Source organism: Enterobacter sp. RCC_40 (assembly GCF_041360735.1).
GTDB classification, from domain to species: Bacteria; Pseudomonadota; Gammaproteobacteria; order Enterobacterales; family Enterobacteriaceae; genus Enterobacter; species Enterobacter ludwigii.
Map to the genome: position 1 here is coordinate 179,582 of NZ_JBFUPR010000002.1, position 20,573 is coordinate 200,154.

At 54.8% G+C, this 20,573-nt stretch carries 18 protein-coding genes; 14 read left to right on the plus strand and 4 right to left on the minus strand.

The features are described 5' to 3' along the window. Nucleotides 1–149 precede the first annotated feature (149 nt). The 7 genes from clpP (at nucleotide 150) to AB6731_RS08925 (ending at nucleotide 8,306) form a co-directional block, all read left to right on the plus strand. The gene (gene clpP, locus AB6731_RS08895; RefSeq protein ID WP_020885210.1) at nucleotides 150–773 is read left to right on the plus strand and encodes an ATP-dependent Clp endopeptidase proteolytic subunit ClpP; all 624 of its coding nucleotides are present in this window, start codon (nucleotides 150–152) and stop codon (nucleotides 771–773) included. Nucleotides 774–899: 126 nt separating this feature from the next. Then, entirely contained in the window at nucleotides 900–2,174 is a 1,275-nt protein-coding gene (clpX, locus tag AB6731_RS08900) for an ATP-dependent protease ATP-binding subunit ClpX (RefSeq protein WP_020885209.1), read from the plus strand. A gap of 183 nt (nucleotides 2,175–2,357) precedes the next feature. After that, nucleotides 2,358–4,712, plus strand: coding sequence for an endopeptidase La (lon, locus tag AB6731_RS08905; RefSeq protein WP_014168872.1), 2,355 nt, complete (start codon nucleotides 2,358–2,360; stop codon nucleotides 4,710–4,712). A gap of 210 nt (nucleotides 4,713–4,922) precedes the next feature. After that, complete coding sequence (gene hupB, locus AB6731_RS08910) at nucleotides 4,923–5,195, plus strand: nucleoid-associated protein HU-beta (RefSeq protein WP_002444653.1); 273 nt, start codon at nucleotides 4,923–4,925, stop codon at nucleotides 5,193–5,195. 212 nt (nucleotides 5,196–5,407) lie between these two features. Then, nucleotides 5,408–7,279: a peptidylprolyl isomerase gene (gene ppiD / locus AB6731_RS08915; RefSeq protein ID WP_025204855.1), complete on the plus strand. Its 1,872-nt coding sequence runs from the start codon at nucleotides 5,408–5,410 to the stop codon at nucleotides 7,277–7,279. A 148-nt stretch (nucleotides 7,280–7,427) separates the two neighbouring features. Continuing rightward, complete coding sequence (locus AB6731_RS08920; RefSeq protein WP_079231357.1) at nucleotides 7,428–7,808, plus strand: helix-hairpin-helix domain-containing protein; 381 nt, start codon at nucleotides 7,428–7,430, stop codon at nucleotides 7,806–7,808. Between the two features lie 99 nt (nucleotides 7,809–7,907). Continuing rightward, nucleotides 7,908–8,306 carry a YbgC/FadM family acyl-CoA thioesterase gene (locus AB6731_RS08925; RefSeq protein ID WP_014168875.1) on the plus strand — a complete coding sequence of 133 codons (399 nt, stop codon included), beginning with the start codon at nucleotides 7,908–7,910 and terminating at the stop codon, nucleotides 8,304–8,306. Nucleotides 8,307–8,366: 60 nt separating this feature from the next. Here AB6731_RS08925 and queC read toward each other — a convergent pair whose 3' ends face one another. After that, a complete protein-coding gene (gene queC / locus AB6731_RS08930; RefSeq protein ID WP_044857055.1) occupies nucleotides 8,367–9,062 on the minus strand; it encodes a 7-cyano-7-deazaguanine synthase QueC in 696 nt (231 codons plus the stop codon). Nucleotides 9,063–9,128: 66 nt separating this feature from the next. After that, nucleotides 9,129–10,829: an SgrR family transcriptional regulator gene (locus AB6731_RS08935; protein WP_371006207.1), complete on the minus strand. Its 1,701-nt coding sequence runs from the start codon at nucleotides 10,827–10,829 to the stop codon at nucleotides 9,129–9,131. Nucleotides 10,830–10,930: 101 nt separating this feature from the next. Here AB6731_RS08935 and cof point away from each other — a divergent pair, with 101 nt between their 5' ends. Then, nucleotides 10,931–11,749: an HMP-PP phosphatase gene (gene cof, locus AB6731_RS08940; RefSeq protein WP_014168878.1), complete on the plus strand. Its 819-nt coding sequence runs from the start codon at nucleotides 10,931–10,933 to the stop codon at nucleotides 11,747–11,749. Nucleotides 11,750–11,790: 41 nt separating this feature from the next. Here cof and AB6731_RS08945 read toward each other — a convergent pair whose 3' ends face one another. Beyond that, entirely contained in the window at nucleotides 11,791–12,837 is a 1,047-nt protein-coding gene (locus AB6731_RS08945) for a PLP-dependent cysteine synthase family protein (protein ID WP_032681555.1), read from the minus strand. A gap of 115 nt (nucleotides 12,838–12,952) precedes the next feature. Between AB6731_RS08945 and AB6731_RS08950 the strand changes: the two genes are divergently transcribed. From AB6731_RS08950 to amtB, 5 genes are all read left to right on the plus strand, one after another. After that, entirely contained in the window at nucleotides 12,953–13,411 is a 459-nt protein-coding gene (locus AB6731_RS08950) for an Lrp/AsnC family transcriptional regulator (RefSeq protein ID WP_020885204.1), read from the plus strand. A gap of 50 nt (nucleotides 13,412–13,461) precedes the next feature. Further along, on the plus strand, nucleotides 13,462–15,234 hold the full coding sequence (locus tag AB6731_RS08955) for a SmdA family multidrug ABC transporter permease/ATP-binding protein (RefSeq protein WP_020885203.1): 1,773 nt from the start codon (nucleotides 13,462–13,464) through the stop codon (nucleotides 15,232–15,234). Then, nucleotides 15,227–17,008: a SmdB family multidrug efflux ABC transporter permease/ATP-binding protein gene (locus AB6731_RS08960; RefSeq protein ID WP_371006209.1), complete on the plus strand. Its 1,782-nt coding sequence runs from the start codon at nucleotides 15,227–15,229 to the stop codon at nucleotides 17,006–17,008. The genes AB6731_RS08955 and AB6731_RS08960 overlap by 8 nt, the downstream gene beginning before the upstream one ends. Nucleotides 17,009–17,230: 222 nt before the next feature. Then, nucleotides 17,231–17,569: a P-II family nitrogen regulator gene (gene glnK, locus AB6731_RS08965; protein ID WP_008503304.1), complete on the plus strand. Its 339-nt coding sequence runs from the start codon at nucleotides 17,231–17,233 to the stop codon at nucleotides 17,567–17,569. A 35-nt stretch (nucleotides 17,570–17,604) separates the two neighbouring features. Beyond that, entirely contained in the window at nucleotides 17,605–18,891 is a 1,287-nt protein-coding gene (gene amtB, locus AB6731_RS08970; protein WP_020885201.1) for an ammonium transporter AmtB, read from the plus strand. Between the two features lie 75 nt (nucleotides 18,892–18,966). Here the strand turns inward: amtB and tesB are convergent, their stop codons facing one another. Beyond that, nucleotides 18,967–19,827 carry an acyl-CoA thioesterase II gene (gene tesB, locus AB6731_RS08975; protein ID WP_020885200.1) on the minus strand — a complete coding sequence of 287 codons (861 nt, stop codon included), beginning with the start codon at nucleotides 19,825–19,827 and terminating at the stop codon, nucleotides 18,967–18,969. A gap of 204 nt (nucleotides 19,828–20,031) precedes the next feature. On the opposite strand from tesB, the gene AB6731_RS08980 reads away from it, so the two are divergent. Then, complete coding sequence (locus tag AB6731_RS08980; RefSeq protein WP_014168885.1) at nucleotides 20,032–20,559, plus strand: YbaY family lipoprotein; 528 nt, start codon at nucleotides 20,032–20,034, stop codon at nucleotides 20,557–20,559. Nucleotides 20,560–20,573 lie beyond the last annotated feature (14 nt).

The following is a 20,573-nucleotide window of genomic DNA, read 5'->3' on the forward strand; positions in this document are numbered from 1 at the left end:
AGCGTAACAACAAAAGGTTGTTATGCTTGAAATAGGGCAGTATGAACCCCATAAGTGTGTAATCACGATGATTGAGACTGGCTGATAATCCGTCCGTAAGGTTACAATCAGTACAGCAGGTGTTTTCAATTTTGATCCAGGAGACGGAAATGTCATACAGTGGCGAACGAGATAACTTTGCACCCCATATGGCTCTGGTGCCAATGGTTATTGAACAGACCTCACGTGGTGAGCGTTCTTTTGATATCTATTCCCGTCTGCTCAAGGAGCGCGTTATCTTTTTGACCGGCCAGGTGGAAGACCACATGGCTAACCTGATCGTGGCGCAGATGCTGTTTCTGGAAGCGGAAAACCCGGAAAAAGACATTTACCTGTACATTAACTCCCCGGGCGGCGTGATCACGGCAGGTATGTCCATTTATGACACCATGCAATTCATCAAGCCAGATGTCAGCACTATCTGTATGGGTCAGGCTGCATCTATGGGTGCGTTCCTGTTAACCGCAGGGGCTAAAGGTAAGCGTTTCTGCCTGCCAAATTCCCGCGTGATGATTCACCAGCCGCTGGGGGGTTATCAGGGGCAGGCGACGGATATTGAAATCCACGCCCGCGAAATTCTGAAAGTAAAAGCGCGCATGAATGAACTTATGGCGCAGCATACGGGTCAATCTCTTGAGCAGATCGAGCGCGATACCGAGCGCGATCGTTTCCTCTCTGCCTCTGAGGCTGTTGAGTACGGCTTAGTCGACTCCGTTTTGACCCATCGTAATTGATGCCCGTGACGCGAGTGTGCCGCTATACTCAGGTAGGGCGGCATGTTGCTAAAAGCAGCTTGCGTCTGAAAATGGCATTTGCGTCGTCATGTGCGGCACAAAGAACTTAAAAAGAGGTTTGGACTCATGACAGATAAACGCAAAGATGGTTCGGGCAAACTGCTGTACTGCTCTTTTTGCGGCAAAAGCCAGCATGAAGTGCGTAAACTGATTGCCGGGCCGTCCGTGTATATCTGCGACGAATGTGTTGACTTATGTAACGACATTATTCGCGAAGAGATTAAAGAAGTAGCACCTCACCGCGAGCGCAGCGCGCTGCCAACGCCGCATGAAATTCGTCATCATCTTGACGACTATGTCATCGGTCAGGAGCAGGCGAAAAAAGTGCTTGCCGTGGCGGTATACAACCACTACAAACGCCTGCGTAACGGTGATACCAGCAATGGCGTAGAACTGGGTAAAAGTAATATTCTGCTGATCGGTCCAACCGGTTCCGGTAAAACGCTGCTGGCTGAAACGCTGGCGCGTCTGCTGGATGTTCCGTTCACAATGGCCGATGCCACCACCCTGACCGAAGCCGGTTATGTGGGTGAGGACGTAGAAAACATCATCCAGAAACTGCTGCAGAAATGCGATTACGATGTACAGAAAGCGCAGCGCGGGATTGTTTACATCGATGAGATTGACAAGATCTCCCGTAAATCTGACAACCCGTCCATCACCCGTGACGTATCGGGTGAGGGCGTGCAGCAGGCGCTGCTGAAGCTGATCGAAGGTACGGTTGCAGCCGTTCCACCGCAGGGTGGCCGTAAACATCCTCAGCAGGAGTTCCTGCAGGTTGATACGTCCAAGATCCTGTTCATCTGTGGTGGTGCGTTTGCCGGTCTGGATAAAGTGATCTCTCACCGTGTTGAAACCGGCTCCGGCATTGGTTTTGGCGCGACGGTGAAAGCCTCATCCGAAAAGCCGAACGAAGGCGAGCTGCTGTCACAGGTTGAGCCAGAAGACTTGATCAAGTTTGGTCTGATTCCTGAGTTCATTGGCCGTCTGCCTGTTGTGGCAACGCTGAACGAACTGAGTGAAGACGCGCTGATCCAGATCCTGAAAGAGCCGAAAAATGCGCTGACCAAGCAGTATCAGGCGCTGTTCAATCTGGAAGGCGTTGAGCTGGAATTCCGTGACGAAGCGCTGGACGCGATTGCCAAGAAAGCGATGATCCGTAAAACCGGTGCACGTGGCCTGCGTTCTATCGTGGAAGCGGCGCTGCTTGACACCATGTACGATCTGCCGTCGATGGAAGATGTTGAGAAAGTGGTGATTGATGAGTCGGTCATTAGCGGCCAGACCAAGCCATTGCTGATTTATGGCAAGCCGGAAGCGCAACAGGCATCTGGCGAATAATTCACCAAATCATACAAGCAGTTAATCAAAAAGGGGGGATTTTATCTCCCCTTTTATTTTTCCGTATACGCGGCGTTGAATGTGTGGGAAACATCCCCATATACTGGATACATGTTAATGGTTATGTGAAGCACAGTGACATGACCAGTTTACCTGGCGGACACTAAACTAAGAGAGAGCTCTATGAATCCTGAGCGTTCTGAACGCATTGAAATCCCCGTATTGCCGTTGCGCGATGTGGTGGTTTATCCGCACATGGTCATACCCTTATTTGTAGGGCGGGAAAAATCTATCCGTTGCCTCGAAGCCGCCATGGATCATGATAAAAAAATCATGCTGGTGGCGCAGAAAGAAGCATCAACGGATGAGCCGGGTGTAAACGATCTTTTCACCGTCGGGACCGTGGCCTCTATTTTGCAGATGCTGAAGCTGCCTGACGGCACCGTTAAGGTGCTGGTAGAAGGCTTGCAGCGTGCGCGTATTACCACCCTGTCTGACGATGGCGAGCATTTCTCTGCCAAGGCAGAGTACCTTGAATCACCTCAGCTGGATGAGCGCGAGCAGGAAGTGCTGGTGCGCACCGCGATTAGCCAGTTCGAAGGCTATATCAAGCTGAACAAGAAAATCCCACCAGAAGTGCTGACGTCGCTGAACAGCATCGACGATCCTGCGCGTCTGGCGGACACCATCGCTGCACACATGCCGCTGAAGCTGGCTGACAAACAGTCCGTGCTGGAGATGTCCGACGTTAACGAACGTCTGGAATATCTGATGGCGATGATGGAGTCTGAAATCGATCTGCTGCAGGTTGAGAAGCGTATTCGTAACCGCGTTAAAAAGCAGATGGAGAAATCTCAGCGTGAGTACTATCTGAATGAGCAAATGAAAGCCATTCAGAAAGAGCTCGGCGAGATGGATGACGCGCCGGACGAAAACGAAGCGCTGAAGCGTAAGATCGACGCGGCGAAAATGCCGAAAGAGGCCAAAGAGAAAGCCGAAGCAGAACTGCAGAAGCTGAAAATGATGTCTCCAATGTCGGCTGAAGCGACCGTCGTGCGCGGCTATATCGAATGGATGGTTCAGGTTCCCTGGAATGCCCGCAGCAAGGTCAAAAAAGACCTGCGTCAGGCGCAGGAGATCCTGGATACCGACCACTACGGCCTTGAGCGCGTGAAAGACCGCATTCTTGAGTACCTCGCAGTCCAGAGCCGTGTGAACAAAATCAAAGGCCCGATTCTGTGCCTGGTGGGACCACCGGGGGTAGGGAAAACCTCTCTGGGTCAGTCCATCGCCAAAGCGACCGGACGTAAGTATATCCGTATGGCGCTGGGTGGCGTACGCGATGAAGCGGAGATCCGCGGTCACCGTCGTACCTACATCGGTTCTATGCCGGGTAAACTGATCCAGAAGATGGCGAAAGTGGGCGTTAAAAACCCGCTGTTCCTGCTCGATGAAATCGACAAAATGTCTTCGGACATGCGTGGCGATCCGGCGTCTGCTTTGCTGGAAGTTCTTGATCCAGAACAGAACGTGGCGTTCAGCGATCACTACCTCGAAGTGGATTACGACCTGAGCGATGTCATGTTTGTCGCGACCTCGAACTCCATGAACATTCCGGCGCCGCTGCTGGACCGTATGGAAGTGATTCGTCTCTCCGGTTATACCGAAGACGAAAAACTGAACATTGCGAAACGGCACCTGCTGCCGAAGCAGATTGAGCGTAACGCGCTGAAAGCCAACGAGCTGACCGTTGAGGACAGCGCGATTATTGGCATCATCCGCTACTACACCCGTGAAGCGGGCGTGCGTAGCCTTGAGCGCGAAATCTCTAAACTGTGCCGTAAGGCGGTTAAACAGCTGCTGCTGGATAAGAGCCTGAAACACATCGTGATCAATGGCGACAACCTGCATGCCTATCTGGGCGTTCAGCGCTTTGACTATGGTCGCGCGGACAATGAAAACCGCGTGGGCCAGGTCACCGGTCTGGCATGGACGGAAGTGGGTGGCGATCTGCTGACCATTGAAACCGCCTGTGTCCCGGGTAAAGGCAAGCTGACCTACACCGGCTCTCTGGGTGAAGTGATGCAGGAGTCGATTCAGGCCGCGCTGACCGTGGTACGCGCGCGCGCGGAGAAACTGGGCATCAACCCTGATTTCTACGAGAAACGCGATATCCACGTGCACGTGCCTGAAGGGGCAACGCCGAAAGATGGCCCAAGCGCAGGTATCGCCATGTGTACCGCACTGGTTTCCTGCCTTACCGGCAACCCGGTGCGTGCCGATGTGGCAATGACCGGTGAGATCACGTTGCGTGGCCAGGTGCTGCCAATCGGTGGGTTAAAAGAAAAACTGCTGGCGGCACACCGTGGTGGGATCAAAACCGTATTGATCCCTTACGAAAATAAACGCGACCTGGAAGAGATTCCGGACAACGTGATTGCCGATCTGCAGATTCATCCTGTGAAGCGAATTGAGGAAGTTCTGACTCTCGCCCTGCAGAATGAACCTTCCGGAATGCAGGTTGTAACCGCAAAATAGTGACCTCGCGCAAAGAGCGTCAATAAAAGTAAGGCTGGTAAGTCATTTCGCACTTGCCAGCCTTTTTTTGTATAGCTAATTTAGATTGCTGATTAGGCCAGCCATCAACAACGGGTGTTGTAAGGTCATGGCAGGCCTGATATAACTGCTGCGCGGTCGCGTTGTGAAGGATTCAGGCGCGATATAAATTATAAAGAGAGGAAGAGAACAGTGAATAAATCTCAACTGATTGACAAAATTGCTGCTGGTGCTGATATTTCTAAAGCTGCAGCTGGACGTGCGTTAGATGCATTAATTGCTTCTGTTACTGAATCTCTGCAGGCTGGGGACGACGTTGCACTGGTAGGCTTCGGTACTTTTGCTGTTAAAGAGCGTGCTGCCCGTACTGGCCGCAACCCTCAGACCGGTAAAGAGATCACCATTGCTGCCGCTAAAGTGCCGGGTTTCCGTGCAGGTAAAGCGCTGAAAGACGCAGTAAACTGATTGCTTTCCCATCTCAGGGAAGCCGAATAGTACAAGGGCGCATCATTTGATGTGCCTTTTTTGTTTGTCCAGGCCTGATTTGTGCGAGTTTATGCGAGTTGTGGGCTGACAATCGCACCGTTTTCTTGTCACAATACGCCTTTACGCGCGACGGGCAGGATTTTCCGTTAGCGTCAGGTAACCAGTCACCTACAGCGGAGTGTTGTTACACCATGATGGACAGCTTACGCACGGCTGCTAACAGTCTCGTGCTCAAGATTATTTTCGGTATCATTATCGTGTCGTTCATATTGACCGGCGTGAGCAGTTACCTTATCGGCGGTGGCGCGAACTATGCCGCAAAAGTGAATGGCCAGGAGATCAGCCGTGGTCAGTTCGAGAATGCTTTTGCCGGTGAACGTAACCGTATGCAGCAACAGCTGGGCGACCAATTCTCTGAACTCGCGGCAAACGAAGGGTATATGAAATCCCTGCGCCAACAGACCCTGAACCGTCTGATCGACGAAGCGCTGCTGGATCAATACGCGAAAAAACTGGGCCTGGGCATCAGCGATGAGCAGGTTAAAAAAGCCATCTTATCGACTCAGGCTTTCCAGTCTAACGGCAAATTCGACAATGCGCGTTACAACGGCATCATTAATCAGATGGGCATGACTGCCGATCAATACGCTCAGGCTCTGCGTAATCAACTGACAACCCAACAGCTCATCAATGCCGTCGTTGGCACTGATTTCATGCTCAAAGGTGAGACGGAAGAGCTGGCAGCCCTGGTTGCACAGCAGCGCGTGGTACGTGAAGCGACCATTGATGTGAATGCTCTGGCAGCGAAGCAGCAGGTTAGCGACGCGGACATTAACGCCTATTACGAGCAGAACAAGAATAACTTCGTTGCTCCAGAACAGTTCCGTGTGAGCTACATCAAGCTGGATGCTGCCGCGCTGCAGGAAACAGCCTCTGACGCGGAAATTCAGTCTTATTACGATCAGCATCAGGATCAGTTCACTCAGCCGCAGCGTAACCGCTACAGCGTGATCCAGACCAAAACTGAGGCAGATGCCAAAGCCGTGCTGGATGAGCTGAATAAGGGTGCTGATTTCGCCTCCCTCGCGAAAGCGAAATCCACCGATATTATCTCTGCTAAAAACGGCGGTGATATGGGCTGGCTGGAAGAGAGCACCACGCCTGACGAACTGAAAAATGCCGGTCTGAAAGACAAAGGCCAGCTTTCGGGTGTCATTAAATCTTCCGTTGGTTTCCTGGTGGCGCGTCTGGATGACATCGAGGCCGCGAAAACCAAGCCGCTGGCTGACGTTCGCGATGATATCGCAGCGAAAGTGAAGCAGGAAAAAGCGCTGGATGCATACTACGCGCTGCAACAGAAAGTCAGTGATGCTGCCAGCAACGACAACGAATCTCTGGCGGGTGCTGAGCAGGCTGCAGGGGTGAAAGCGGTTGAGACCGGCTGGTTCGGTCGTAACAACCTGCCGGAAGAGCTGAATTTCAAACCGGTTGCTGATGCCATCTTCAACGGTGGTCTGGTTGGCGAGAACGGCACGCCGGGCAGCAACTCTGACATCATTACCGTCGACGGCGATCGTGCGTTTGTTCTTCGCGTCAGCGAGCACAAACCAGAAGCGATTAAACCGCTGGCAGAAGTGAAAGATCAGGTGGTTGCTCAGGTTAAGCACAACAAAGCGGAACAGCAGGCAAAACTGGATGCTGAGAAGATACTGGTTGACCTGAAAGCGGGTAAACAGGATGCGCTGAAAGCGGCAGGTCTGAGCTTCGGTGAGCCAAAAACGCTGAGCCGTACCGGTCAGGATCCTGTCAGTCAGGCAGCGTTCGGTCTGAGCCTGCCTGCGAAGGATAAACCAAGCTTCGGTACCACTACCGATATGCAGGGTAACGTCGTTCTGCTCGCACTGGACGACGTGAAAGCAGGCACGATGCCTGAAGAGCAGAAGAAAGCGATGGTGCAGGGTATTACCCAGAACAATGCCCAGATTGCTTTCGAAGCGATGATGAGCAACCTGCGCACAGAAGCCAAAATCAAGCTCGGTGACGTGATGACTCAGCAGCAATAATTACGTATTTGCTCGCATATTTTCGTAACGCTCTGCAATAACTAAAGGCCGCTTTCGCGGCCTTTTCCATTTCTGCAATCTGCCGTTTGTGCCGGGTTATAGCGCTGGATATTGTGGCCTGGCTGTCAACAAACAAGGAGATAACAGCATGAAATGTGGAATCAAGGCTCTGTTCATTACTCTGGCGATTGCCACCACCGGGATGAGCGCAGGTGCGCTGGCGACGACACCTGCGGCGAAAACACCGGCGGTGCAAACCAGGCCTGACGCAGCGGCACCCGCAGCTGGCCAGACGAAAGCCACGGATGCCGGAAAAAGCGTGGATGATGACGGTACGCGAGTCAGTATCAATTCGGCATCGGCAGAGGATCTCGCCCGGGTAATGAATGGCGTAGGGCTAAAAAAAGCGCAGGCGATAGTCAGCTATCGCGAAGAGTACGGTCCTTTCAAAACGGTTGACGATCTTAAGCAAGTGCCCGGTATGGGCGGAGCGCTGGTTGAGCGCAACCTCTCACACCTGACGTTGTAATCACATAATTACTTGCACGGCGGCAAAATTTTGCCAGGATAAAGAGGTCATACCAGTCATGACCTCTTATCCTATAACAACAGTAAAGGCTATTGCGCTATGCAGACAAAAATCAAAGTACGCGGCTACCACATCGATGTTTACCAGCACGTCAACAACGCCCGTTATCTTGAGTTTCTTGAAGAAGCGCGCTGGGACGGTCTGGAAAGCAGCGAAAGCTTTCAGTGGATGACCGCGCACAACATCGCGTTCGTGGTCGTCAACATCAATATCAACTACCGTCGCCCGGCCGTGCTGGGAGATGTGCTGACCATCACCAGCCAGCTTCAACAGTTAAACGGCAAGAGCGGCGTGTTAACCCAGGCGGTGACGCTGGATCCTGAAGGCCAGGCCGTTGCCGATGCGCTGATCACCTTTGTCTGTATTGATCTGAAAACCCAGAAAGCGCTGCCGCTGGAAGGGGAGTTGCGGGAAAAACTGCAGTTGATGATCGTCTAGACGCGTTGTGTTCATGACCCGTGCTGTCGATATTCTGTTCGCCAGCACGGTCAAAGAGGCTTATTTGAGCCCGGTTTTTTTCTTCATCGCCAACATCACGCCCGCTTTATCGGCCAGATAGTGATTCAGTCCGTTTGCGCGCAGATTACAGGCCGCACACTGGCCACAGCCATCACCTTTAATGCCGTTGTAGCAGGTAAGGGTTTCGCTGCGAACCATGTCCAGTTTGCCCCAGTAGTCTGCCAGTGCCCAGGTTTCCGCTTTATCAAGCCACATCAGTGGCGTTTCAAAGCGCGTCTCTTTTGCCATCCCCAGATTCACGGCGTGGTTGAGAGCCTTCACGAACTCGTCACGGCAGTCAGGGTACCCGGAGAAGTCGGTTTCACACACGCCCGTGATCACCGCTTCGGCTTTCACCTGGTAGGCGTAGATCGCCGTCAGCGTCAGGAAGAGAATATTGCGGCCTGGCACAAAGGTGTTCGGAATGCCGCTGGCATCAGGTTCATAGTCAGGAACGGGAATACTGTCGCGGGTGAGGCTACTGACGGCCAGTTCATTTAACAGCGTAACGTCCAGCACCTTATGCGCGCGCGCGCCCAGTTTCAGCGCCAGTTCACGGGCGACGTCGATTTCAGCGCGATGTCGCTGACCATAATCGAAAGTGACACAGTGAACCTCATCGTACTGATGAAGCGCCTGAACCAGGCAGGTAGTGGAATCTTGTCCTCCGCTGAACACGACGACGGCACGTTTCATAAATCATCTCGACAGTTACGGTAAAAACATCATGTTACCGTCTGACTACGGCGACGACCAGCTTCTTCACGATTTGGGGGCCGGGAGCCAGGCTTCGGTGAAATCGAACCAGCCGCGGGTGTTAAGCCGTATGCCATTGACTCCCGGGGGCGCGCTGATTTGGTACTGGTAGTTAAACAACGGTGTCAGCACCGCGCTCTCCATGAGTTGGGTAAAAATAGCTTTCAGCCCGCGATGCCGGGCATGCTCGTCAGCCTGAGTCTGAACGGCATCCAGTGTCGCCTGCAGATGGGCATGTTGCGGCGCGCTCAGCAGGTGCGGCCATAGCGCATCGCAGCGAAGCCACTGCTCAAGGGTGTATTCCGGTGCTTCGCCAATCAGCCTGTCTCCCATCATGAGGTCCGCGTCGGCAAGATGCTGACATCCGTCCCACGTTTTGGCATCATGAAAGATGACCGTTAACGCGCAGCCCTGGCGGGAAAGATACGCTTTTAGCTGACTCGCCATGGTATGTAACTCGACGGGCAAATGGTAAATCAGGGTCAGCGTCTCAGGCAAAGGGACATCCGTGAGATCCGGCCACTCAGGAATACGCCAGCCCGGCAGCACCTCCTGCGTTGGGGTGATAAGCCCCTCATCCAGAGGAAGAGTATGCAGAAGCGTTGAGAGGTGAATGATGTTGATAAGGCGTCTTGCCTGCATTTCGCTAAGACGCGGGCTGCGCTTCAGCGTGAGGTAGCAAAACCCCAGGCTGATGCTGTTACTCACCAGCCGCAAACGGGTCAGTTCGTCAGGCTCCCCGATCGCGATTTGTACCGGATGCCGGCAGCTGGTTCCAAGCCCCTGATCAAATAACTGAGGGGTGATCCAGAACTCGATGGCCTTCAGTAGCGGGTGGCTAAGGTGATACTGCTCATGGCTTTCCAGACGAACCAGGTCCGGCTTAAACGCGGTGAGCCTGAAAGGTCCGCTGCCTGTCATCGGTTGTGCCGGGTGCGCCACACGGCTGCAATAGGTTGCCAGCCGATGCGCCAGCCAGTAGTCGGGCTTGTGTAAAATAAACGTCAGACACTGCGGATGGGTAACTTCAATGCGCAGCACGCTCTGAAAAAGCCTGTGCATGGCCGGGAGCGTCAACATCGCATTCAGACTCTCCTGTAACTGGGCCGTTTCGACTTTATCACCGTTATGCCAGTGAAGCGTGGAGCGAATATAAAAATGCCAGCGCAGCCCGTCCTCCGACACGTCCCAGTGATGGGCAAGATCGCCCGTCGGTTCGCTGCTGTTACCGTGAAAACGCGTCAGCCCGGAAAAGACCTGTCCTGCCAGATGCTGTTCCGCCCGACCGGGTAAAAAGCCGGGATGCAGTGGATCCAGCGAGCGGTAATAGGGAATGCGCAGCGTCGGCGTATCGTTTTGCCACTGGCCGCCTAAAAACGGATGAAGCAGTGACCGCAGCTCCTCCGGTGCCAGCTGGGCCAGCTCAAGCGCGTTATGCTGCTGCCCACGCTTCAGCGCCTCTTCCATCATCGCATTGCGCAGTGACTCCGGGGTGACGTGGAAAGTCAGCTCCCCACGCTTACCGCGGCCAGACTGCGCTCGCCAGCTAAGCCAGCCCGCCTCCTGTGCCTGACGCAGTAACGTACGGACATGCCGTTCGCTGCAAAAACAGCGGGCGGCCAGCTCGCTGATGGTGGCCTGCTGCGTCGCGCCAGCGGAAGGCTGCCACAAACGGTGGTACTGGTTGAGTCGGTTAAGCTGGCGCATGAGAAACCCTGAACAATAATCATCATCTATTCACTATTACTTCCGTATATCTCACGCAATACTGATGCACAAGTTAACCGCATCACATTTCAGGAGTAATCATGGCTCGTCTCGCTGCGTTTGATATGGACGGTACGTTGTTAATGCCGGATCACCGTCTGGGTGAGAAAACCCTGAGTACTCTTAAGCGCCTGCACGAACGTGATGTCACCCTGACGTTTGCCACCGGCCGTCATGTGCTGGAGATGCGCCATTTGCTGGGGGCGTTTTCCCTGGATGCTTTTCTTATTACCGGCAATGGGACGCGCATTCACTCTGTCGAAGGCGATGTTCTCCACCGTCAGGATCTCAACCCGGAAGTGGCAGATATCGTATTGCACAGCACCTGGGACACCCGGGCCAGCGTTCATGTCTTTAACGATAACGGCTGGTTTACCGGGCATGACATTCCGGCATTGCTGCACGCCCATGTCTACAGTGGTTTCCGCTATCAGCTTATCGATCTGCGCCGTATTCCGGCTCACGCGGTGACGAAGATCTGTTTCTGCGGCGATCATGACGATCTTTGTCGCTTACGCATTCAGCTGAATGACGCGTTAGGCGACCGGGCGCACCTGACCTTTTCAGCGGTGGACTGTCTCGAGGTTTTGCCGGTTGGGTGTAATAAAGGATCGGCGCTGGCGGTACTGAGCGATCACCTGGGCTTAACGATGCAGGAATGTATGGCGTTTGGCGACGCCATGAACGACCGCGAAATGCTGGGCAGCGTTGGTCGCGGTCTGATCATGGGAAATGCGATGCCGCAGTTGAAGGCAGAGCTTCCCCATCTACCGGTTATCGGGCACTGCGGTAACGAAGCAGTGTCTCATTTTTTGACGCATTGGCTGGACAACAACAACCTCCCATATTCCCCCGAATAGTGAGACCCTTCCAGCAAGCCAGACCCCGGTCTGGCTTTTTTTTATTTCACCAGCTGCGTAATCTGCGCTTTCCACGGCTCAATATCGCCGATGTTTGCCTGAACCCACTGCGCATTGTAATAGGTCTCAAGATAGCGCTCGCCGCTGTCGCAGAGCAGGGTGACGATAGAGCCGGTGCGCCCCTCTTCACGCATGCGAGCCGCAAGCTGCAGGGCTCCCCACATGTTGGTGCCGGTAGAAGCACCGACTTTACGGCCAATCTGTGTCTCCAGCCAGTGCGCGGTTGCCACGCTGGCGGCATCCGCCACGCGGAGCATTTCATCCACCACGTCCGGAATGAATGAAGGCTCCACGCGCGGGCGGCCAATTCCTTCAATCTTACTGCCCACCGGGCTGCGCAGATCCGCATTGCGGCTTTGCCAGTAGTCCAGGAACACCGAGTTCTGCGGATCCACCACCATCAGCTGCGTATCATAGCCCTGACAGCGGATGTAACGTCCCAGGGTGGCTGAGGTGCCGCCAGTACCGGCGCTCATCACGATGTACGACGGAACAGGGTGAGGTTCGTGGGTCATCTGGCGGAAAATACTGTCGGCAATGTTGTTATTGCCGCGCCAGTCTGTGGCTCGCTCCGCAAAGGTGAACTGGTCCATATAGTGGCCATTCAGCTCACGGGCCAGCATTTCAGACGCGGCGTAAATTTCGCAGGCGCTTTCCACAAAGTGGCAGCGTCCACCGTAAAATTCAATCTGCTCAATTTTTCGTTTCGCGGTGCAGGAGGGCATCACGGCGATAAACGGCAGGCCCAGCAGGCGGGCAAAGTAGGCTTCGGATACGGCGGTTGAACCGGAGGAGGATTCAATAATCGTGGTTCCCTCCTTAATCCAGCCGTTACACAAACCGTATAAAAAGAGCGAACGCGCCAGGCGATGCTTCAGGCTACCGGTGGGATGGGTGCTTTCATCTTTCAGGTACAGCTGGATGCCAGCAAAACCCGGCAGAGCCAGGCGAATGAGATGGGTGTCCGCCGAGCGCTGATAGTCGGCATTGATTTCGCTGATGGCATGTTTAACCCAGGCGCTATTCATCGTATTTATCCGTTTGTCATTTTGTGCCCAGCATAGCGAAAAGCACAGAAAAAATTGTTGCTATATGGCCTTTAAAATAGAATGAAGGGAGAAAATTTTTCTCTGTGAGGTGGGTATGCTAGATAAAATAGACCGTAAGCTGCTTTCTTTACTGCAAAGTGACTGTACCCTCTCTTTGCAGGCACTGGCAGATGCCGTTAATCTGACCACCACGCCGTGCTGGAAGCGCCTCAAGAAGCTTGAAGATGACGGCATCCTTCTGGGGCGAGTCGCCCTTTTAGATCCCGAAAAACTGGGGCTTGGGTTGACGGCATTTGTCCTGATAAAAACCCAACATCACAGCAGCGAGTGGTACAGCCGCTTCGTAACACAGGTCTCCGAGATGCCGGAGGTGCTCGGTTTCTGGCGCATGGCGGGAGAGTATGACTATCTGATGCGCGTCCAGGTGGCAGACATGAAGCGTTATGATGATTTTTACAAGCGGCTGGTTAACAGCGTACCGGGCTTGTCGGACGTCACCTCGAGCTTCGCCATGGAACAGATTAAATACACCACAGCACTACCCATTGATTAATTGAATAACTTCCCGGCGTAGCCGGATCCATACCTTCAGGAACAAACCGCGTGCGATTATTTGCCCAATTAAGCTGGTACTTTCGTCGGGAGTGGCAACGCTACCTCGGCGCTGTGGCCCTGCTTATTATCATTGCCATCCTGCAGTTAATTCCACCGAAAGTGGTGGGATACGTTGTGGATGGCGTTACAGAACAGCATTACACCACCGCACGGGTGTTGATGTGGGTCGGCACGCTGGTGCTGACGGCCATCATTGTCTATCTGCTGCGCTACGTCTGGCGGGTACTGCTGTTTGGCGCGTCCTATCAGCTGGCCGTCGAACTGCGTGAAGATTTTTATCGTCAGCTGAGCCGCCAGCATCCCGAGTTCTACCTGCGTCATCGCACCGGGGATCTTATCGCTCGCGCCACCAATGACGTTGACCGCGTCGTGTTTGCCGCCGGGGAAGGGGTGTTAACGCTGGTGGACTCTCTGGTGATGGGCTGTGCGGTTCTGATTGTGATGTCCACCCAGATAAGCTGGCAGCTCACGCTGCTGGCGTTGCTGCCTATGCCGCTGATGGCGCTGGCGATCAACCGCTATGGCGAACAGCTTCATGAGCGCTTCAAGCTGGCGCAGGCGGCGTTTTCCTCGCTGAATGACCGTACGCAGGAGAGCATGACCAGCATCCGCATGATCAAAGCGTTTGGCCTGGAAGATCGACAATCCGCGCTGTTTGCAGCCGATGCCGCCGACACGGGGGCGAAGAACATGCGCGTTGCGCGTATCGATGCGCGGTTTGACCCGACAATCTATGTCGCGATTGGCATGGCAAACCTGCTGGCCATTGGTGGCGGGAGCTGGATGGTGGTGCAGGGCTCGCTAACCCTCGGGCAATTGACCAGCTTTGCCATGTACCTGGGGCTGATGATATGGCCGATGCTGGCACTGGCCTGGATGTTTAACATCGTAGAGCGCGGCAGCGCCGCCTACAGCCGTATTCGCGCGATGCTGGCCGAAGCGCCAGTGGTGAATGACGGTAGCGAATCGGTACCGGACGGGCGCGGCGTGATGAATGTCGACGTCCGTAAGTTTGTGTATCCGCAAACGGAACATACGGTACTGGAGAACGTCAGCTTTACGCTCAAACCGGGTCAGATGCTCGGTATCTGCGGTCCGACAGGCGCCGGGAAAAGTACCGTACTCTCCCTGCTTCAACGTCATTTTGACGTCACGCAGGGCGATATTCGCTTCCATGATATTCCGTTGACGAACCTGCTACTCGATGACTGGCGCGGTCGTCTGGCGGTGGTCAGCCAGACGCCGTTTCTCTTTTCTGACACCGTGGCGAATAACATTGCCCTCGGACGCCCGGCGGCAACTCAGGAAGAGATTGAGCACGTCGCGCGCCTGGCCAGCGTCCATGACGATATTCTGCGTCTGCCACAGGGCTATGAAACGGAAGTGGGTGAGCGTGGCGTTATGCTTTCCGGCGGGCAAAAACAGCGTCTCTCGATTGCCCGCGCGCTGCTGCTGAATGCCGAAATCCTGATCCTTGATGATGCGCTCTCCGCCGTCGATGGCCGCACCGAGCACCAGATCCTGCATAACCTGCGACAGTGGGGGGATGGAAGGACGGTGATCATCAGTGCACACCGGCTGTCGGCGCTGACGGAAGCCAATGAAATTCTGGTATTACAGCACGGGCACATTGCCCAGCGCGGACAGCATGAACAGCTTGCGGAGCAACCGGGCTGGTATCGCGATATGTATCGTTATCAGCAGCTTGAAGCGGCGCTGGACGACGCCCCGGAACAGGATGAGGAGAACGCTAATGCGTAAGACCGTGACGCAGTGGCCGACGCTAAAACGCCTGCTGGCCTATGGTTCTCCGTGGCGAAAACCGCTTTCACTTGCCGTGCTGTTGCTATGGATTGCCGCGATTGCAGAAGTGAGCGGTCCGCTGCTCATCAGCTACTTTATCGACAATATGGTGGCGAAAAGCTATTTGCCGCTGGGGCTCGTCGCGGGGTTAGGTGTGGCCTACGTTGGGCTACAGCTGACTGCGGCGTCACTGCATTACGCCCAGTCTCTGCTCTTTAACCGGGCGGCCGTGGGCGTGGTGCAGAAGTTACGTACGGATGTGATGGATGCGGCGCTACGCCAGCCGTTGAGCGAGTTTGATACCCAGCCGGTTGGGCAGGTGATATCCCGGGTGACCAACGATACCGAGGTGATCCGCGATCTGTATGTCACCGTCGTGGCAACCGTGCTGCGCAGCGCGGCGCTGATTGGCGCCATGCTGGTGGCGATGTTCAGCCTCAACTGGCGTATGGCTCTGGTGGCGATCACCATCTTCCCGGCCGTATTGATTGTAATGGTCATCTATCAACGCTACAGCACGCCGATTGTGCGTCGGGTGCGGGCCTATCTGGCCGATATCAACGATGGCTTCAACGAAGTGATCAACGGCATGAGCGTCATTCAGCAGTTCCGCCAGCAGGCTCGCTTTGGTGAACGCATGGGGGAAGCCAGCCGGTCGCACTATATGGCGCGCATGCAGACGCTGCGACTGGACGGTTTCCTGCTGCGTCCGCTGCTGAGCCTCTTCTCGGCGCTGGTTCTCTGTGGCCTGCTGATGCTTTTCGGGATGAGCGCGAACGGAACAATTGAAGTTGGGGTTCTGTACGCTTTTATCAGCTATCTGGGACGCCTTAATGAACCGTTGATAGAACTCACCACCCAGCAGTCTATGTTGCAACAGGCCGTGGTGGCGGGGGAGCGCGTGTTCGAACTGATGGACCGCCCACGTCAGACCTACGGCGATGATGAGCGTCCTTTGCAAAGCGGAGAGATTACGTTTGATAAGGTCTCGTTTGCTTACCGTGAAGACAGTCTGGTGTTGCAGGACATCTCTCTTGATGTGCCGTCGCGCGGCTTTGTGGCGCTGGTGGGGCATACCGGCAGCGGAAAAAGTACCCTCGCCAGCCTGTTGATGGGCTATTACCCGGTCAGCCAGGGTGAAATTCGCATTGATGGTCGTCCGCTCGCATCACTGAGCCACAATGTGTTGCGCAAAGGCGTTGCAATGGTGCAGCAAGACCCGGTAGTCATGGCCGATACCTTTTACGCCAACGTCACCCTGGGGCGAGATTATACCCAGCAACAGGTGTGGGATGTGCTGGAAACCGTGCAGCTGGCAGAGCTGGCGCGCGGCTTTAACGATGGGATCAATACCCGGCTCGGTGAGCAGGGGAATAACCTCTCGGTAGGACAAAAGCAGCTTCTGGCCCTGGCGCGGGTGCTGATTGAAACGCCGCAGGTGCTGATACTCGACGAAGCAACCGCCAGCATCGACTCTGGTACTGAGCAGGCTATCCAGCTGGCGCTGGCCGCGGTGCGTGACCACACGACGCTGGTGGTTATCGCACACCGTCTTTCAACGATTGTCGACGCAGACACCATCCTGGTGCTGCATCGCGGTCAGGCCGTCGAACGCGGTACGCACCGGGAGCTGCTCGAAGCAAAAGGGCGCTACTGGCAGATGTATCAGCTGCAGCTGGCCGGTGAAGAGCTGGCCGCCAGCGTGCGTGAGGACGAGTCCCTCAGCGCCTGATGCACCAAAACAAGGCAGCGTGCTAACAGTCATTACTGTTGGTGCAAAACTGAAACGCACCGTGCACTGTCATGGTGCGTTTTTTTTCACCGGTTCGTTAAACACGCTCGTGTAAAGCTCATTGCAGCGCGTTTCCCTCAGGTTTTCATTTCTGGCACACCCCTTGCAATGTCTTCTGCGTATTAGCGGCGGCCATTACCGAATTCTGACTGGAGGGGATCTATGAAGCTGGTTACGGTTGTAATCAAACCATTCAAACTCGAAGACGTGCGTGAAGCATTGTCTTCCATGGGTATTCAGGGACTGACTGTCACCGAAGTGAAAGGCTTTGGTCGTCAGAAGGGTCATGCCGAGCTTTACCGCGGGGCAGAATACAGCGTTAACTTCCTGCCAAAAGTAAAAATTGATGTCGCGATTGCTGATGACCAGCTTGATGAAGTTATTGATGTCATTAGCAAAGCGGCCTACACCGGCAAAATTGGCGACGGCAAAATTTTCGTTGCCGAATTGCAGCGCGTCATTCGCATCCGTACCGGCGAATCTGACGAAGCGGCACTGTAAGTAACTCCTGGCACACAGTGATAGGGATCGAGAAAATGAAGATAGCAACAATCAAAACGGGTCTGGGTTCGCTGGCACTGCTGCCGGGCCTGGCACTGGCTGCCCCTGCGGTGGCAGACAAAGCCGATAACGCCTTTATGATGATCAGCACCGCGCTGGTGCTGTTCATGTCCATTCCGGGCATTGCGCTGTTCTACGGCGGCCTGATCCGTGGCAAAAACGTTCTCTCCATGCTGACGCAGGTTGCCGTCACGTTCGCGCTGGTTTGCGTGTTGTGGGTGGTCTACGGTTACTCTCTGGCCTTCGGCACGGGCAATGCGTTCTTCGGAAACTTTGACTGGGTCATGCTGAAAAACATCGAACTGACCGCGCTGATGGGCAGTTTCTATCAATATATTCACGTTGCCTTCCAGGGCTCGTTCGCCTGTATCACCGTTGGGCTGATCGTCGGTGCGCTGGCTGAGCGTATTCGCTTCTCCGCCGTACTGATCTTCGTGGTGGTCTGGCTGACGCTCTCCTATGTGCCGATTGCGCACATGGTCTGGGGTGGCGGTCTGCTGGCGAGCCATGGCGCGCTGGACTTCGCAGGCGGTACCGTTGTACACATCAACGCCGCGGTGGCGGGCCTGGTAGGGGCATACCTGATTGGCAAACGCGTGGGCTTCGGTAAAGAAGCGTTCAAACCGCACAACCTGCCGATGGTCTTTACCGGTACAGCGATCCTTTACTTTGGCTGGTTCGGCTTCAACGCCGGTTCAGCAAGCGCAGCAAACGAAATCGCCGCGCTGGCCTTCGTGAACACGGTTGTGGCAACGGCGGGTGCGATCCTCTCATGGGTATTTGGTGAGTGGGCAGTACGCGGTAAGCCTTCGCTGCTGGGTGCCTGTTCAGGTGCAATTGCCGGTCTGGTTGGTATCACGCCAGCTTGTGGCTACGTCGGTGTTGGCGGCGCGCTGCTTGTCGGGCTGGTCGCCGGTCTGGCGGGTCTGTGGGGTGTGACGGCGCTGAAACGTGTTCTGCGCGTCGATGACCCGTGCGATGTCTTCGGTGTACACGGCGTCTGCGGCATCGTCGGCTGTATCATGACCGGTATCTTCGCGGCGAAATCGCTGGGTGGCGTGGGTTACGCAGAAGGCGTCACCATGGTTCACCAGGTGCTGGTGCAGCTGGAAAGTATTGCCATCACCGTCGTGTGGTCTGCCGTTGTGGCCTTCATCGGCTATAAGCTGGCGGATATGACCGTCGGTCTGCGTGTTCCGGAAGAGCAGGAACGCGAAGGTCTGGACGTCAACAGCCACGGCGAGAATGCGTACAACGCCTGATAAGCAAAACGGCAACCCAGGGTTGCCGTTTTCGTTTTGTTCCCTCTCCCGTCGGGAGAGGGCCGCAGTACAACATCACCCGCGGTTACGCATTACCCCTTCCTGCACCGTCGACGCGACCAGCACGCCATCCTGAGTGTAAAACTCACCGCGCACAAAGCCGCGCGCGCTTGACGCCGAAGTACTCTCCACGCTGTAGAGCAGCCACTCGTTCATGTCGAACGGACGATGGAACCACATGGAGTGATCGATGGTGGCCACCTGCATCCCTTTTTCAAGGAAGCCCACGCCGTGCGGCTGCAGCGCCACCGGCAGGAAGTTGAAATCTGAGGCATAACCCAGCAGATACTGATGAACGCGGAAATCCGCGGGCACGGTGCCGTTAGCGCGGATCCAGACCTGGCGCTTTGGCTCGGCCGTGTGGCCTTTCATCGGGTTATGGAATTCGACAGGGCGGATCTCAAGCGGTTTATCGCAGAGAAACTTCTCCTTTACCTGCGGTGGAAGCAGATGCGCCAGCGCACGAGCGATATCGGTCTCGGATTTGAGATCGTCTGGCGACGGCGCGGGTGGCATCGTTTTCTGATGCTCATAACCCGGTTCCGGCGCCTGGAACGAGGCGGTCATGTAAAAGATAGGCTTGCCATTCTGAACCGCCGCGACACGACGCGCGCTAAAGCTGTTGCCATCCCGCAATACCTCAACGTCATACACGATGGGTTTCGCGCTATCACCAGGGCGTAAGAAGTAGCTGTGAAATGAGTGCACCAGACGGTCTGCAGGGACGGTCTCCTTTGCTGCGTAGAGCGCTTGTCCTACGACTTGCCCGCCGAAGACCTGGCGTAAGCCCAGATCTTCGCTCTGTCCGCGAAAGAGTCCTTCCTCAATTTTTTCCAGATTCAGTAATGTCAGCAGATTGTTCAGTGCCTGACTCATAGTTGTCCTCAATAAAACGCCGTAGCGAAAGATAGGCAGAGTATAACGCAGAAATGAAAGTGGTCCGATGGGTAGAATAATCTGAATATCTGGACAATTTTAGGCATAAATCAGTGATCTGTGCCAAACTTACCTGTGTTATGTGATTGAAACGACATCGGATGGGATCGATCCCGCTGGTGCATTGATGATAAGGAGACTTCAATGAAACTCGTGCCCATGCTAAGTGGTGTAGCAATTGCGGTGGCGTTGTCCGCCTGTGCAGGAAAGAGCGCCCAGGTGCCGGTGCCAGCAGCAGATCCAAACGGGATTAATACACTCTCACAGCAGTCCATTCAGCAGCCTAACGTTTCCGGGACTATCTGGATTAAACAGAAAGTCGCGTTACCGCCAGATGCGGTATTAACGGTAACCCTGTCTGATGCTTCCCTGGCAGACGCGCCGTCTAAAGTATTGGCCCAGCGTGCCGTGCGTACGGAAGGTAAGCAGGCACCGTTTAGCTTCGTGTTGCCGTATAACCCATCAGACGTGCAGCCTAATGCCCGTATCCTCCTGAGCGCAGCAGTAACGATCAACGATAAACTGGTGTTTATCACCGATACGGTGCAGGAAGCGATTAACCACGGCGGGACAAAAGTTGACCTGAACCTGGTTCCGGTACAGCAAACCGAAGTGCCGGTTGCGCCACAGACTAACCAACCGTCTCTGCCAACCCCTCCGACCCAGATGTAACGCTTCAAACCCTC

What these genes read in the sequence shown, in the direction of transcription:
- clpP (WP_020885210.1), top strand. Translation starts at nt 150, where the DNA reads ATGTCATACAGTGGCGAACGAGATAACTTTGCACCCCATATGGCTCTG.
- clpX (WP_020885209.1), top strand. Translation starts at nt 900, where the DNA reads ATGACAGATAAACGCAAAGATGGTTCGGGCAAACTGCTGTACTGCTCT.
- lon (WP_014168872.1), top strand. Translation starts at nt 2,358, where the DNA reads ATGAATCCTGAGCGTTCTGAACGCATTGAAATCCCCGTATTGCCGTTG.
- ppiD (WP_025204855.1), top strand. Translation starts at nt 5,408, where the DNA reads ATGATGGACAGCTTACGCACGGCTGCTAACAGTCTCGTGCTCAAGATT.
- AB6731_RS08920 (WP_079231357.1), top strand. Translation starts at nt 7,428, where the DNA reads ATGAAATGTGGAATCAAGGCTCTGTTCATTACTCTGGCGATTGCCACC.
- AB6731_RS08925 (WP_014168875.1), top strand. Translation starts at nt 7,908, where the DNA reads ATGCAGACAAAAATCAAAGTACGCGGCTACCACATCGATGTTTACCAG.
- queC (WP_044857055.1), bottom strand. Translation starts at nt 9,062, where the DNA reads ATGAAACGTGCCGTCGTCGTGTTCAGCGGAGGACAAGATTCCACTACC.
- AB6731_RS08935 (WP_371006207.1), bottom strand. Translation starts at nt 10,829, where the DNA reads ATGCGCCAGCTTAACCGACTCAACCAGTACCACCGTTTGTGGCAGCCT.
- cof (WP_014168878.1), top strand. Translation starts at nt 10,931, where the DNA reads ATGGCTCGTCTCGCTGCGTTTGATATGGACGGTACGTTGTTAATGCCG.
- AB6731_RS08945 (WP_032681555.1), bottom strand. Translation starts at nt 12,837, where the DNA reads ATGAATAGCGCCTGGGTTAAACATGCCATCAGCGAAATCAATGCCGAC.
- AB6731_RS08950 (WP_020885204.1), top strand. Translation starts at nt 12,953, where the DNA reads ATGCTAGATAAAATAGACCGTAAGCTGCTTTCTTTACTGCAAAGTGAC.
- AB6731_RS08960 (WP_371006209.1), top strand. Translation starts at nt 15,227, where the DNA reads ATGCGTAAGACCGTGACGCAGTGGCCGACGCTAAAACGCCTGCTGGCC.
- glnK (WP_008503304.1), top strand. Translation starts at nt 17,231, where the DNA reads ATGAAGCTGGTTACGGTTGTAATCAAACCATTCAAACTCGAAGACGTG.
- amtB (WP_020885201.1), top strand. Translation starts at nt 17,605, where the DNA reads ATGAAGATAGCAACAATCAAAACGGGTCTGGGTTCGCTGGCACTGCTG.
- tesB (WP_020885200.1), bottom strand. Translation starts at nt 19,827, where the DNA reads ATGAGTCAGGCACTGAACAATCTGCTGACATTACTGAATCTGGAAAAA.
- AB6731_RS08980 (WP_014168885.1), top strand. Translation starts at nt 20,032, where the DNA reads ATGAAACTCGTGCCCATGCTAAGTGGTGTAGCAATTGCGGTGGCGTTG.